Source organism: Streptomyces flaveolus (genome assembly GCF_000716535.1).
GTDB classification, from domain to species: Bacteria; Actinomycetota; Actinomycetes; order Streptomycetales; family Streptomycetaceae; genus Streptomyces; species Streptomyces flaveolus_A.
The window spans coordinates 1-13,870 of sequence record NZ_JNWV01000080.1; the positions used below are offsets into that span (position 1 = coordinate 1).

Sequence of the window (13,870 nt, forward strand, 5' to 3'; positions counted from 1 at the left end):
AGCCGGTGGCCGTTCTTGTATCCGGACTCTCACTCCGACGCCGGGGCAAACGCCCGGATCAGGTGGGAACCCGTACACCACTTCTCAGGACGCAACCCGCGGCTGCGAGTGGAGGCGAGAGAAGACTGATGAAGCAACTACCAGGAAGCACGGGAGCCCTCCGCTCCGGGCCCGGCACGCGGGTCGAGGGCCGTGAGCTCGAAGGCTACGAGCTGTTCGGCGGAAAGGTCCGAGCGGTTGAGAATCCAGCTCAGCGGCCAGTCTTCCGCAACATCACCCTGCGCGGGTGCGCGGTGCGCGATTGCATCCTGGAAGGGGCGCTGTTGGAGGACGTCGTCATCGATGGCATGACCGGCCCCGACGGTGACTTCATGCGGGTGGCCGGCTGTGTCTACCGCCGGGTGGTGCTGCGCGGGCGCTTTGCCAACATCGCCTTGCTTCCGAAACTGGGCCCCTGGGCCGACGAACTGTGGCCGCTGTACCGGCGAGCCAATGGGGAACACTGGGTCGAGCTGATCTGTGACGGTGACTGGGCACTGGACATATCCGGGCTCACCAGCGGCCTGGACTTCCGCAGCGCTGTACCGGCCTGCCTGGTGTGCCGGGATCCTGAGACACAGATCGTGGTGACCGCTGAGCAGGCGGTCCGCAAGGACTGGCGGAGCGTGCCCGGCCTTTGGGCGTCCGTTCTGGGAGTGCAGATCGACTTCTTGGCGCGCTCAGGGTTTCGCGACACGGTCCTCATTGCCGACAAGTCCGCGCCCGACCGAGCACGCCAGGTCTGGATGCTGCGCCAACTCCAGCGGATGGGCGCTGCACAGCCCGACTAGGGTCTGCCCGGCTCTGCCTGGGCCGATGGTGTGCGGGATGGGAGCCCCGGCCTTGGCCACGACGGACCCGCAGTCGGCGACGGCGCCCCCTCCATCCCGGTGCCGGCCGATCCCCGCCGGACGCACTGGCTACGAACTGCGGCGCAGGACGGCGGACGGCGGTCCCCTCGCGGTCGCGGCCCATCCCGACGGCGCCGACACCACCGGCTCCAAGAGGGCGATGTCCCACTCCTCCGCACTCACACGCCTGGCGTTCGCCGCCGTCCGGCCGCTGCTCCTGCAGTCACCCGCGTTGGGTGCCCTGCCCGTGCTGCGCGCCGCCACCGACCCGGAGGTGCGAGGCGGGGAGTACTACAGGCCGCGCGGATTCCAGCAGAGCAAGGGGCACCCCACAACCGTCCGCTCCGGCCCCTCGTCCCAAGACGCCGCTCTCCAGCGACGCCTGTGGATCCTCTCCGGGGAACTGACAGGCATCACCTTCCCCCTCTGAGCACCCAGCGCGAGGCGAGCGGTGAGCAGCCGCAGCAATGGGGGTGACGCCGTACGTGCCCCATGCCTTCCCGGTGTGCCCGGTCACCGGTTCCGCGTACGCGCTCGCGGCGAAAAGGGCCACGACCAGGCCGTAGACGGCGACGGTGGCGGCCAGTGGGACGAAGTCGCTGGCGATGCCCACTACGAGGACCCTGCTGACCCAAGGCCACCCTGGCCACACCGGCTGACCGCGATACAGCACAACTCACCGACAGTCGACCCCATCGGCCCCCGCCGAGACCAGAACACACGGTATCCGCATGTGAGGTGTGGGATGGGGGAACCATGCATGGCGCGCGGCCCGCATATGCCCCCGACTTTGTCAAAGTAACTCACATTTTATGTGCATGTCAGTGTGAGGTAAGGGCACCAGGAGGCAAGGAGGTTGATAACAATGGTTCCCCTGCTTCTGGTTCTTCTGCTGGCTCTGATCCTTTTCGGTGCGGGTTTCGCGCTGAAGGCGCTGTGGTGGGTCGCGGTGATCGTGCTGGTCGTGTGGCTGCTGGGCTTCGTCGTCCGTTCGGCGGACAGCGGCGGCCGCAAGGGCCGCTGGTACCGCTGGTAGGCGATAGACGTCAGGCACGATGAGCGCGCTACGCGAGAGGTGAGTGGGGCCCGGCCGGATACGGCCGGGCCCCACTCGTGTAACAGGCCTTCCTGTGCGAACCGTTGGGAGGGATCGGGCGTATCGGACGCATCGCAGGGTACGTGAGTGATGCACCGGCCCCGCAGACCCAGCAGCGGAACCCTGCTCCTCCTGTCTGCGGGGCCGCTGCGCACGGCTTGCGCCGGACGTACCGGTCGACGTGCCGGCCGGACAGCCCCGAGCGGCCGGCAGCGAGTCAGGGCTGAACCAGGCGGTGCAGAGCGAGTCGGGCGAGGGGCGCGTAGGCGAGCAGGACGAGCTGCGGGCCGTCCATGGTCAGGCTCGTGGTGATGCCGCGGCCCTGTGGCTTGGCGCAGTGTGATCTGGATGTGTACCAGGCGTACCCGCCACGTCCAGGTGCGGCGGTCATGGTCGACGGCTTTGACGACGAAGGCGGCATGGACGCCGGCGGCTCGTTCGACCGTGCCGCTCAGGCCGGGACTCAGGCGGCGGCTCCCTGAGTGGAGTATTGGAGCAGGCCGAGCCGTTGGCGCTGAGGGTCACGCGTGCCATGACAGACGGGAGAGCCGCTGTCGTGGGTTGGGGGGCATCGGGCTCGTCCTGGCGTGTGGTGAGGGCTGCCTTCGTGATCTGATCCCAGCATGGCGACGGGCAAGGCGGCTGTCATGGTGGGTGCGCTGGTCGAGACCGTGCCTCGGTCAGCCACCTTGGCCTCGACCGTGTACGAGGGCGCCGGCGAACCACCGCCTCGCCGTCAGGGGGTGTCCCGGGGCGGGGCGCTCCCAGACGGTCATCGAGTCTGCCCAGATGCCGGGCCTGCTGTGAGCGGAGGGGCTCAGCGCAGCCGTCGCGCACGCAGCACCAGGTCGTCGGTGTGGTGCGCGCCGGCGCCGCCGTCGGGTGCCACGCGTGGTCGCTGCTCGTTCACCTCCACCTTCCAGTCGTCGGTGAGCAGGGCGGCGACCATCGAGGGCCAGACGTAGTCAGCCGGGTCGAAGCCGCTGTCGTGCGCCTGCTGGGTGTCCATCCCCGCGTGGTGTACGAGCAGCAGCACGCCGCCGGGCGCGACGGCCGCGAGCAGCGCTCGCTCGGCTGCGGCGTCGGGGGTGCGCAGCAGGGCTGGATACTGCGCGGAGACCAGGTCAAAGGAGGCCGGCGGGAGCGCCGCTTCCGTCAGCGCGGCGTGTACCCAGCGAACGGCGACGCCTGCGTCCCGCGCGTGCCCGGCCGCCCGCTCCAGCGCCACGCCCGAGACCTCGAGTGCGGTCACGTCCCAGCCGCCGCGGGCCAGCCAGACTGCGTCCGCGCCCTCGCCGCAGCCGACGTCGAGCACCCGCCCGGGCGTGAGCCCGGCGACCTCGGCCACGAGCGCACCGTTGGGCCGGCCGCTCCACAGCTGTTGTCGGTCGGCGTATCGGTTGTCCCACTCCGCCCGCACCGCGGGGTCTCCGACGTATCCGTCGCCAGGCAAGGATGTCTCAGACGCGGGCGATCCCGCTGTGATGTTGTCGGTCACGGGCCCAACGTCGCCCATCGTGGCCCGGTCACGCCACTCCTGTTGCCGGTCCGGCAAAACGGCGTCCAAGGGTCGAGGAACAGCCGGGCGTAGTCGCACTGGACGTCATCGCAACAGACCGGCCGCGGCATCCTTGACCTGCGCAGTCAATCTTCGATGGCACAAACCGTCGTCAATCAATCTTCGGTGACAATCGGGCAAGGTTCGCTGTCACAGGTCAGTCGGCTCAGCGGATGCCAGTCGATCGGCCACGACGCATTCCACCACGCGTCCAGCTGACATACTTCACGGTGCTGCTGGTCGACACCGGCCCCGATCCGATCCCGCCCGCCGTTTCAGTGAGCCGGTTCGCGGACGCGGTGGCGGCCGTGGTCGGGGCCTGGAAAGCCGCGGCCTCACGTTGGGCCGACGTGGGCGAGGTGTCGCCGTGGCAGTCGGCCTCCGCGGCGAGCCGGGGCCGGCTGCTGTCGCCGAGATGGCCTTGATCCCCGATCAACACCAACTGCCCCTGATCTTCGGCGCGTTGTCCCTGACAGCCTCGGCGGGCCCCATGCCCGCGACGAGACGGTGAGGAAGGTGGCTGCTCGTCGGCCAGCCCACCCTCAGACGCACCATGAAACTCGCCGTCCTGGCCGCACTCGAACAGCGCACCGCCCTGCGCTACACCATGCCGGGCATGACCTCCACCGATACGACCAGCTACGTCACCCACCACCTGAAGATCGCGGGCCGTCCGGACCAGCTGTTCACCGAGGACGCCCTCACCCTGATCCACACGACCTCGCGCGGCTACCCCAGAGCGGTCAACAACCTCTCCCTGCAAGCCCTGGTCGCCGCGTTCGCCACCGGCAAGAACCTCGTCGACGAGGCCGCCGCCCGCGCCGCAGTGAGCGAGGTGGTCGGCGACTGAACCACCTGCTGCGCCTCCCCCGGCGGGACAATGAGGACAGCAGATGGCCTAGATCCTTCCTACGGTCGGTCCATGACCACTTCGTCGCACAACCCAGCCCCGTCTCTTCCGGACGAACACGGTGAACTGCTGCATGCACTCGCGGAACAGCGGGCGTTACTGCTGATCACCATGCGCGACATCACCGACGCCCAAGCCGCACAACACACGACGGTGAGCGCGCTCACCCTGGGCGGCATTCTCAAGCACCTCACCCGGGGCGAGCAGGTCTGGGCGCAGATCATGGTCAAGGGAGACGGAGAACTGCCGGAGGGCATGCTCGACCTGGACCAGTACCGCATGGTCGAAGGCGAGACGCTCACCGGCCTGCTGGAGCAGTACACCGCCGCCGCTCAGACGACCGAAGAGTCCGTGGCCGCCCTGCCGGACCTCAGCCAGAGCGTTCCCCTCCCCAAAGCCCCATGGTCCCCACCCGAGACCGTCCACTGGTCTCCACGCCGGATCCTGCTGCACTTGATCAGGGAGACAGCCCAGCATGCCGGACACGCGGACATCATCCGGGAAGCACTCGACGGGGCCAGCACCACCGCTCAACGGTGACCGCCCATAGCCGACGATCTCAAGGAGCCCCAACACAACCGGCACCTTGCCGAAGAAAACGACACCTTGCCGGCAGCCGCCCCGCCGGGATACCCACCGGCGGGGCTTCACCATCACAGTCCATCGGCATCGTGAATGCCGCCTTCGTCGGCATTTTCAACGCCGGGCAACAACTATCTCAGGCGGTACCGCCACCCGGACCGCCTCGCCCTCATGGAAGGGCCCATGGTGACCGGCCTTTCCCCATGGTGGAGTTGCTCATCCGTGTCTCTGCACGCGCAGGTTCCGTACACGCCAAGGTCCCGCACACGACGGCTGCCGTGTGCGGGACCGGTTTGCTCGTCGTGGGGATCAGCTGGTCGTCAGGGCGGTGTCGTCCACGACGAAGCTGGTCTGGAGGGAGGTGTCCTCCACACCGCTGAACTTCAGGGTGACCGTCTGGCCCGCGAAGGCGGACAGGTCGAAGGTCTTCAGCGAATACCCGGTGGCGGCGTTGACGTTCGAGTACGTCGCCAGAGTGGTCGTGTTGGCGGACACCGTCAGCTTGTCGTACGCGGTGGTGCCGGTCTCGGCGGTGTCGGTGTGCAGGTAGAAGGAGAAGCTGGCGTGGCAGCCGGCCGGGATGGTCACCGACTGGGTCACGGTGTCGGTGTGGCTGGTGCCGTACCCGTCGAGCCAGGCCTTGTACGAGCCGCCGTGCGCGGCCTCACCGGTGTCGTTGGTGATGACGCCGGTGGTTGCGGTCCAGACGGTGTTGCCCGACTCGAAGCCCGCGTTACCGAGCAGCTGCGCGGGGGTGCAGGTGCCGCCGCCACTGGTACCGGCGGTGAAGGCCGCGGTGCCGTTGGGGGTGCCCCAGCCGGTCGGGCCGTCGTAGCCGGTGCGGGCGGTGCAGAAGTACGAGGTGGAGCAGGAGCCGTTGTTGCCCGTGGTCACGTCGTACAGGTTGGCGGTGTGGCTGTAGGGGTACTTCGCCGGGTAGTCGGTCGCGCCCGGGGTGCCCGCGAGGGCGTAGACGCCGGCGATGAGCGGGGCGGAGGCGCTGGTGCCGCCGTAGACCGCCCAGCCGGAGCCGCCGAAGGTGTCGTAGACCGCGACGCCGGTGGCCGGGTCGGCGACGGCGGAGACGTCGGCCTCCATACGCTTGGCGCAGCCGGTGTCCGTCTGCCAGGCCGGCTTCGGATCGTAGGCGGAGCAGCCGGAGCCTGTGCCCTCCGTGGCGTTGGTGTGCCAGACGGACTCGGTCCAGCCGCGGGAGTTGGCGGCGGTGGTGAGCGCGGTACCGCCGACGGCGGTCACGTACTGGGAGGTCGCCGGGTATTCGGCACCGTAGGCGGAGTCACCGGCGGAGACGGTGATCGCGACGCCCGGGTGCTTGAAGTACTGAGTGTCCTCGGTGGTCTGGCCGGAGGACTCCGAGCCGCCCCAGCTGTTGGACACGAACTTGGCACCGAGTGCGACGGCCTCGTTCTCGGCTATGCCGAGGTCGGTGTCGTTGGCGGAGTTGGCCTCGACCAGGATGATGTTGCAGTTCGGGCAGGCCGCGCTGACCATGTCGAGGTCGAGGGCCTCCTCGCCGGCCCAACCGGTGTCGTTGGCGGGCAGCGAGGTGGTCGAGCCGGTCTGGCTGACCTGCTTGAAGCAGCCGTTGGCCTTGGTACAGGAGGACAGGCCGTAGGTGGAGCGGTAAGTGTTCAGGTCCGCTTCGGCGTTGGGGTCGTTGTAGGCGTCGACGATGGCGACCGTCATGCCGCTGCCGCCGGTGGAGGGCAGGTTGTAGGCGCTGTGCAGGTTGGCCGGGGAGAGGCCGGAGGGGGTGGCGGCGGCGAGCTCGGTGGCCAGTCGCTGCTTGATGTCGGTGCGGCGCTGGGCGAAGCAGGACGCGTGGCCCGGCTCTGCGGTGGCACACAGGTGAGTCGTTGGGACCTTCTGACCGGCCTTGCCGGTGGAGCGGAAGGTCTGCCGTTCGGGGGCGGTCAGGGCCTTGGCGTTCTGAGCGGCCCGGGTGACGTGGGCCGTGGTGGCGGTGCCGGACTGGGCCCCGGCGGTCGGCGCCGCGGCGAGGCCGGCGACGGCGAGGGCGAGGGAGGGGAGGGCGATGGACAGGAGTCTTCGCAGACTGCGCCTGCGCCGGCTGGGTCGGGACTCACGCATGGGGTACTGCCTCCGTGGGGAAGTGGGGTTGGGTACGGAGTGGGGCAGGCCCGTGACGCGCGTAGCGGCGGCGACCGCGCAGTCATGAGCATGACACTCATGGGTTGGGGAGAGCTGGTGATGGTGACATGACAGTGTGCGCGAGGAACGTAGCTCCGGCGCGGACGTGTTCGGCAGTACCGGAGGGAATTCTTTGCCCCTCCATAGGATGTGGTTGGCCCCCTCATAGGAGGGGGCTGACACGTCCTTGATCCACACGGGGCGACGACGCCCCTTGGCCCGGACGAGCGGGGCCCGGAAGCCCCGGCGCCGGCCAGATCAGGGCACCGTGAGTGGAGCCGACAGTCGTACACCGCGGACAACAAGGTCCACCGTCGCACGACCGGCACCAAGGACTACCACCACCCGCTCGGCGGCGACCTAAAGGGTGTTGCAGAAGGCTTGGTGGCGGGCATTTTGCCTGTATGGGTGGGGTGTTGAGGGCTGAGCCGGTGTGGGTGGTGACGTTCACCGGGTTGCGGATGGGGCGGTTCGAGAAGCTGCTTCGGGTGGTGCGGGAGCGGGGCGGTAACGGCCCAGGTGGTGGTCGGCCGTGGTGCCTTCCGCTGGCCGAGCGGGTGCTGCTGGTGGCCGTGTATTACCGCACGAACTTCACCATGCGGCAGCTCGCACCGCTCTTCGGCTGCTCACCGGCCACCGTCTGCCGGGTCATCCAGCGTCTGCGGCCGTTGCTTGCACTGGAGCCGGCGCCCAGGCCGGTGGCGGGCGTGGAACGGTTATGGATCGTGGACGGCACCCTGATCCCGGTCCGTGACCGAACGGTCGGCGCCTCCTCGCGCAACTACCGGTTCTCCGCGAACGTGCAGGTCATCATCGATGCCGACACCCGCCTGGTAGTGGCATCCGCCCGGCCGGCACCCGGTAACAAGGCGGACGCGCATGTCTGGCGGGAGTCCGACCTGCCCGCCCTCGCGGCAGGCACGATGGTGATCGCGGACGGTGCTTACCTGGGCACCGGCCTGATCGTCCCGCACCGCAGACGAGCAGGGCGCCTCCTCCGGCGCGGCCAGGAGGAGGACAACGCCGAACACCGGCGCGTGCGAGCCCGCGTCGAGCACACCTTTGCCCGGATGAAGAACTGGAAGTGCCTCCGCGACTGCCGCCAAAGGGGCGACGGCCTCCATCACGCCGTCCAGGCCGTCGCCACCATGCACAACCTCGCCAAGGCAGGGTGAAACAGCAGGTCGGCCATCACCCAGCGACGCCGGCACCGAGCCTTCCGCAACACCCTTTAGCGCGTGTCTCTTTGGTCGGTAAGCCAGTTGATCGGATGCGCCTGTCCGGTCAGTGATCAATGATGCGATGTGGGACCGGATCGAGCCGTCGATGCCGGCCGAAGTAGTTGTCCTTCTGGTAGACGCGTGCGGCGCGGCTGCTGTTGTTGATGATGGAGCTGCCCTTGCCGCGGATGTAGTCGGGCAGGTGTCGCACCGACCCGTCGACGGCGCGTTTGACGTAGGGCTGGCCGTTGAAGTTGATGTCGGAATAGATGCAGACGAACCCGCGGGGGCACGCGATCTGGTCTCGGGCCACGGCGGGTGCGCCCGCGGTGGGTGTGGCGTGGGCGGGTACAGTCCACGGCCGCCCGGAAGGCGGCCGGCCGGGACTGAACGGGTGAGCGGACCGCGCTGAAGTTCGGCTGGCAGTCGGGCGGCATCGGCTACCGTGTCGCGCTCACCCGCACCGGTAGTGTCCGGGCGCGCCGGCTGTGCCCGGGCCGGCCGCGGGCATCACCCGGCCGTCTCCGCCCGGCCATCCGGATTGGTCCTCGCCTTCCCGGGCGCGGAGAGGTCGCTGCTGCTCGGCACCGGCTGCCGTCCCTCCACGTGAACTTCGGTATGAACAAGCCGTTGGTGTAGAGCGCGACGTTGGCCGCCCCGGCCCGCGAGGTGCCCGCGCGCGAGTCTGTAGCCGCAGCACGGGCGGACGGCCCGGTCCGATGGCGGGTCGACGGGCCGGGCGCCTGTTCGCGGTGGTGCTTTCGCCGGGGTGCCTCCGCGAAGGCGGCCTCACTTGTGTGTCGCACACAGACATCGCATAAGGTAAGCCTCGCCTAACTATTGAAATGTTGACCACAGCGAGGAGCTGTCCCATGTCACTTCGGCGCCGCGGCCCCGCCGCCGTCGCTCTCGCCTTCGCCGCCGCCCTCTCTCTCGCGGCGTGCGGCAGCGACTCCTCCATGGACGGCAAGGGCAGCAGCACCTCCGCCCAGGCCGGTTCGGGGGCGAAGGACTCCAAGTCGGTCGCGAAGGGCGGCAAAGACTTCGCCGACGCCGCCGCGAAGACCGCCGCACTCGGCACGGACGCGAAGCTGGGACAGTGGCCGCGGACCATCAGGCAGGCCATGGGCGACACGGTGATCAAGGCGCAGCCCAAGCGTGTCGTCGTGCTGGACGTCGGCGAGCTCGACAACGTCGTCTCCCTCGGCATCAAGCCTGTCGGCCTGGCCACCACCGAGGGCTCCCCCGAGCTGCCGTCGTACCTGAAGAAGGACGCGGGTTCGCCGAAGAGCGTCGGCACCATCAACAGCCTCAACCTGGAGGCGATCGCGGCCCTCAAGCCCGACCTGATCCTGGGCAGCCAGCTGCGCGCCGCTGCCCAGTACGACGAGCTGTCGAAGATTGCCCCGACCGTGTTCTCGATCCGCCCCGGCTTCACCTGGAAGCAGAACTACCTGCTGAACGCCGCCGCGCTCGACAAGACCGCCGAGGCCAAGGCCAAGCTCGCCGCGTACGAGACCCGGGCGAAGGAGCTCGGCACGAAGCTCGGCGCGGACAAGCCGACGGTATCGATGGTCCGCTACATGCCCGATGGGGTCATCCGCCTGTACGGCAACGACTCGTTCATCGGCACGATCCTGAAGGACGTCGGCATCCCGCGCCCGAAGAACCAGGACATCGAGGATCTGGCCGCCGAGATCAGCGCCGAGAACATCGACCAGGCCGACGCCGACTGGATCTTCACCGGTGTCTACGGCGACCCCAAGGCCACCGACAAGTCCAAGGCCCAGGGCAACCCGCTGTGGAAGAACCTGAAGGCGGTCAAGGACGGCCACGCCCGTGACGTGCCGGACGAGACCTGGTACCTGGGCCTCGGCGTCACTGCGGCCGACTCGGTTCTCGACGACCTGCAGAAATACCTCAAGGCCTGACGGGCCCGGCAAGAGAGAGTGAGCGCGGCGCATGTCGTCACCCACCCGTCGCCGGGCCAGCTGGCTGCTGGCCGGTGCGGCGATGCTACTGATCGCGGTTCTGCTGAGCCTCGCCGTGGGCAGCCGTCAGATCGCCCCCACCGAGGTGATCCAGGCCCTGCTGCACGGCGGCAGCGACAACGACGCCCAGGCGGTACGGTCACTGCGGGTCCCACGGACCATCATCGGCGTGCTCGCGGGCGTCGCGCTCGCCGTCGCCGGGACGGTGATGCAAGGCATCACCCGCAACCCCATCGCCGAACCCGGCATCCTCGGCGTCAGCCAGGGCGCCTCGGTGGGTGTGGTCTGCGCCATTGCGTTCCTCGGGGTGCACACCCTGACCGGGTACGTGTGGTTCGCGTTCGCCGGCGCGGCACTGGCCGCGCTGGCGGCGTACGCGGTCGCGAGCTCCGGGCGGGGCGGGGCCTCTCCGGTCAAACTCGCCCTCGCGGGCGCCGCGATGAACGCGTTCCTCGCCTCAATCGTGTCCGGGATCTCCGCCGTTGACGCCCGCATGCTGGACGAGTTCCGGTTCTGGCAGGTCGGTTCGATCAGCGGGCGCGGCAGCGAGGTCATCGGCCAGATCTGGCCGTTCGTGCTGGCGGGCCTGGTGCTGGTCGCCGTAGTGGCCCGGGGGCTGGACGCGCTGGCGCTCGGCGACGACGCGGCCCGCGGCCTCGGTTACAAGGTCGGCTCGCTGCGGCTGCTCGGCGCGCTGGGCGCGACTGTGCTGACGGGTGCATCGGTGGCTGCGGCCGGTCCGATAGCGTTCACCGGTCTCGCCGTCCCGCATGTCGCCCGCGCGCTGGTGGGCACCCAGCACCGCTGGGTGCTGCCGCTGGCGGCGCTGCTCGGGCCGGTGATGATCCTCGGTTCCGATGTGCTCGGCCGTGTCCTCTTCCCGCCCTCGGAGGTGCCAGTGGCCGTCATGACTGCCCTGATCGGTGTGCCGTTCCTGATCGCCCTCGTGCGGAGGCGGACGGTGGTGGCCGCGTGAGTGGCACCATGTCCCCCCTCGTCCGACCGGGCCGCCGTCCGGCCGGGCACGGCGTCCTGCGCGTGGGGCGCGCCAGCTTCCTCGTACACCGGCGGGCGGTCGTCGTCGCGGCGGTGCTCACGGTCCTGCTCGGCTGCGCGGTGGTGGCGTACCTGTGTGTGGGCGAGTCGTTCGTACCGCCGTCACAGGTCGTGCGGGTGCTCCTCGGCCGGCCGAGCCCGGACGAACTGGTGGTGGGCACGCTGCGGCTGCCCCGGCTGGTGGTCGGCCTCCTCGGCGGGGCCGCCTTCGGGGTGGCGGGCGCGCTGGTGCAGACCGTGGCGCGCAATCCGCTGGCCAGCCCCGACGTCATCGGCATCACCCATGGCGCGGGCGCGGCCACGGTCGCCGCCATGAGCTTCACCGCCGTCGCCTACGACGCGCTGCCCTACGTCTCCATCGCCGGCGGCCTCGCCGCGGCCGCGCTGGTGTATGCCTTCGCCTGGCGGCGCGGACTGCACGCTTCGCGCTTCGTGCTGGTCGGCATCGGCGTGTCCGTCGCCCTCGGCTCGCTGACCCAGCTCCTGCTCACCAAGGGCGACTATCTGGCCGCCCAGCAGGCCAAGATCTGGCTGACCGGCTCCCTCGACGGCCGTGGCTACGAGGAGGCACGGCCCCTGGCGCTGCTGATGGTCGTGGCGGTCCCGGCGGCGCTGTGGGCGGCCCGGGCGCAGCGCGGGGCGAACTTCGACGACGACACCGCGACCGCGCTCGGCGTCAGGCTGAACCGCGTCCGGCTCGGCTTGACCCTGCTCGGCGTCGTACTGACGTCGGTGGCGACCGGTGCGGTCGGCCCCGTCGACTTCGTCGCACTGCTCGCCCCACAGATCGCGCGGCGGCTGACCCACACGGCCCAGATCCCGCTGCTGTCCTCGGCGTTGACCGGTGCGCTGGTCGTCGTGGTCGCGGACCTGCTGGCCCGCCGTCTGTTCTCCCCCGTGGAACTCCCCGTCGGCGTCCTCACCGCTGCGGTGGGCGCCCCGTACCTGATGTGGCTCGTCGCCCGCAACCGCAGCCGCTCCGGAGGCAATCCGTCATGAGCCGTACCTCAACCAGCCGTCTCGTGGCGCGGGATCTGACCCTGGCGTACGAGGCCCGAACCGTCGTTGAGGGCCTCGACCTGGAGATACCCGACGGCAAAGTCACGGTCGTCGTCGGCCCGAACGCCTGCGGCAAGTCGACCGTACTGCGTGCGCTGGGCCGGCTGCTCAGGGCGCGCGGGGGGGCCGTGCTGCTGGACGGCGCCGACATCGCGGGCCTGCCCAGCCGCCAGATCGCGCGGACCCTTGGGGTGTTGCCGCAGTCGCCGGCCGCACCCGACGGCATCACCGTCGCCGACCTCGTCGCGCGCGGGCGGCAGCCGCACCAGAAGTGGTGGCAGCAGTGGTCGCAGGCGGACGAGAGGGCCGTCACCGAGGCACTGGAGCGCACCGACACCGCCGACCTCGCCGACCGCCCGGTGGACGAGCTGTCCGGTGGCCAACGGCAGCGGGTGTGGATCGCCATGGCCCTGGCCCAGGACACGGACCTGCTCCTGCTCGACGAGCCGACGACGTACCTGGACATCGCGCACCAGGTGGAGGTGCTGGACCTGATCCGGCGCCTGAACCACGAGCGCGGCCGGACGGTTGTCGCCGTGCTGCACGATCTCAACCAGGCCGCCCGTTACGCTGATCATCTCGTCGCCATGAAGGCCGGCCGGATCGTCGCCCAGGGCCCGCCGGACGAAGTGGTCACCGCGGAACTGGTCCAGAAGGTCTTCGGCCTGCCCGCGGTCGTCGTCCCCGACCCGGTCACCGGCGGCCCTCTCGTCGTCCCGTCCCGCATCTGGCGGCCCGCGACCGGGGAACAGGCCGTCTCGGCGGAACGGTCCGGCTGACGGCGGGACGGACCCTGCCGGAGTGCCGTCGCTACGCGGGCCCTGCGCTCTGTGCCTGTGCACAGGCAACGTCCGGGGAGCAACGCGGGCGGAGTTGGGGCGGATCAAAATGCGCAAGCGCCAGATGTTCGGACGCGCCGGCTTCGCATTGCTCAGCAAGCGGGTCCTCCTCGCCCCGTGACCGCTGTCAGTGGCTCCTGGAACCATGCCTTCGTCCGAGACAGCTGTATCAGGAGCCATGCATGGGAACGTGGGGAACCAGTCCGTTCGACAGCGACCTCGCCGCAGACTTCGTCAATGAACTTGAGGGACCGGGCCTGTTGCGAAAGTCGATGTCGGCTGCGGGTAGTCCGGCCGTTGTGGTCATTGCAGCCTGCCCCGCTTCCTAGCCATAGGGGCAAATGGCCGTGTTACCCAACCAAGGTGCCTGCGGTGCCTGGCGTCGTCGGCCGCCCTAACTTGATCTTTAACCTGTGCGGCGGGGTTTCGGGGTGGTTGTCTTCTTCTTTGGTCGTCTTGCTGGCTGTGTCTTCTTGGGTGTGTGCACGTCGTGGCGG

Annotated in this window: 14 protein-coding genes; 10 read left to right on the top strand and 4 right to left on the bottom strand. The window is 69.5% G+C overall.

Going from position 1 to position 13,870, the window contains the following annotated elements; genetic code table 11:
• Nucleotides 1-128 precede the first annotated feature (128 nt).
• The 3 genes from OO52_RS44485 (at nt 129) to OO52_RS44495 (ending at nt 1,926) form a co-directional block, all read left to right on the top strand.
• The gene (locus OO52_RS44485) at nt 129-830 is read left to right on the top strand and encodes a hypothetical protein (protein WP_030940868.1); all 702 of its coding nucleotides are present in this window, start codon (nt 129-131) and stop codon (nt 828-830) included.
• Nucleotides 831-882: 52 nt separating this feature from the next.
• Complete coding sequence (locus OO52_RS44490; RefSeq protein ID WP_234338019.1) at nt 883-1,320, top strand: hypothetical protein; 438 nt, start codon at nt 883-885, stop codon at nt 1,318-1,320.
• 435 nt (nt 1,321-1,755) lie between these two features.
• Nucleotides 1,756-1,926, top strand: a complete 171-nt coding sequence (locus tag OO52_RS44495; protein ID WP_030658950.1) for a hypothetical protein — start codon at nt 1,756-1,758, stop codon at nt 1,924-1,926.
• Nucleotides 1,927-2,203: 277 nt separating this feature from the next.
• Here the strand turns inward: OO52_RS44495 and OO52_RS51285 are convergent, their stop codons facing one another.
• Together OO52_RS51285 and OO52_RS44505 are read right to left on the bottom strand one after the other, a co-directional pair.
• Nucleotides 2,204-2,377, bottom strand: a complete 174-nt coding sequence (locus OO52_RS51285; RefSeq protein WP_158712663.1) for a hypothetical protein — start codon at nt 2,375-2,377, stop codon at nt 2,204-2,206.
• 426 nt (nt 2,378-2,803) lie between these two features.
• The gene (locus tag OO52_RS44505; RefSeq protein ID WP_030658956.1) at nt 2,804-3,484 is read right to left on the bottom strand and encodes a class I SAM-dependent methyltransferase; all 681 of its coding nucleotides are present in this window, start codon (nt 3,482-3,484) and stop codon (nt 2,804-2,806) included.
• Nucleotides 3,485-4,097: 613 nt separating this feature from the next.
• Here OO52_RS44505 and OO52_RS44510 point away from each other — a divergent pair.
• On the top strand, nt 4,098-4,394 hold the full coding sequence (locus tag OO52_RS44510; RefSeq protein WP_199820069.1) for a hypothetical protein: 297 nt from the start codon (nt 4,098-4,100) through the stop codon (nt 4,392-4,394).
• Nucleotides 4,395-4,466: 72 nt separating this feature from the next.
• Complete coding sequence (locus OO52_RS44515; protein ID WP_030658959.1) at nt 4,467-4,994, top strand: DinB family protein; 528 nt, start codon at nt 4,467-4,469, stop codon at nt 4,992-4,994.
• Between the two features lie 351 nt (nt 4,995-5,345).
• Here the strand turns inward: OO52_RS44515 and OO52_RS44520 are convergent, their stop codons facing one another.
• Nucleotides 5,346-7,148, bottom strand: coding sequence for a S53 family peptidase (locus tag OO52_RS44520; RefSeq protein ID WP_030658961.1), 1,803 nt, complete (start codon nt 7,146-7,148; stop codon nt 5,346-5,348).
• A 464-nt stretch (nt 7,149-7,612) separates the two neighbouring features.
• Here OO52_RS44520 and OO52_RS44525 point away from each other — a divergent pair, with 464 nt between their 5' ends.
• Nucleotides 7,613-8,383 carry an IS5/IS1182 family transposase gene (locus OO52_RS44525; protein ID WP_030658963.1) on the top strand — a complete coding sequence of 257 codons (771 nt, stop codon included), beginning with the start codon at nt 7,613-7,615 and terminating at the stop codon, nt 8,381-8,383.
• A gap of 109 nt (nt 8,384-8,492) precedes the next feature.
• Here the strand turns inward: OO52_RS44525 and OO52_RS44530 are convergent, their stop codons facing one another.
• Nucleotides 8,493-8,741: a peptidase inhibitor family I36 protein gene (locus tag OO52_RS44530; RefSeq protein ID WP_234340010.1), complete on the bottom strand. Its 249-nt coding sequence runs from the start codon at nt 8,739-8,741 to the stop codon at nt 8,493-8,495.
• A gap of 559 nt (nt 8,742-9,300) precedes the next feature.
• On the opposite strand from OO52_RS44530, the gene OO52_RS44535 reads away from it, so the two are divergent.
• From OO52_RS44535 to OO52_RS44550, 4 genes are read left to right on the top strand one after another with little or no spacing between them, the layout of a single operon-like run.
• Nucleotides 9,301-10,359 carry an ABC transporter substrate-binding protein gene (locus OO52_RS44535; RefSeq protein WP_030658967.1) on the top strand — a complete coding sequence of 353 codons (1,059 nt, stop codon included), beginning with the start codon at nt 9,301-9,303 and terminating at the stop codon, nt 10,357-10,359.
• Nucleotides 10,360-10,390: 31 nt separating this feature from the next.
• Nucleotides 10,391-11,395 carry a FecCD family ABC transporter permease gene (locus OO52_RS44540; RefSeq protein ID WP_030658968.1) on the top strand — a complete coding sequence of 335 codons (1,005 nt, stop codon included), beginning with the start codon at nt 10,391-10,393 and terminating at the stop codon, nt 11,393-11,395.
• Between the two features lie 8 nt (nt 11,396-11,403).
• The gene (locus OO52_RS44545) at nt 11,404-12,474 is read left to right on the top strand and encodes a FecCD family ABC transporter permease (protein ID WP_030658969.1); all 1,071 of its coding nucleotides are present in this window, start codon (nt 11,404-11,406) and stop codon (nt 12,472-12,474) included.
• The gene (locus OO52_RS44550) at nt 12,471-13,313 is read left to right on the top strand and encodes an ABC transporter ATP-binding protein (protein ID WP_030658970.1); all 843 of its coding nucleotides are present in this window, start codon (nt 12,471-12,473) and stop codon (nt 13,311-13,313) included. The genes OO52_RS44545 and OO52_RS44550 overlap by 4 nt, the downstream gene beginning before the upstream one ends.
• The last annotated feature ends 557 nt before the right edge of the window (nt 13,314-13,870 follow it).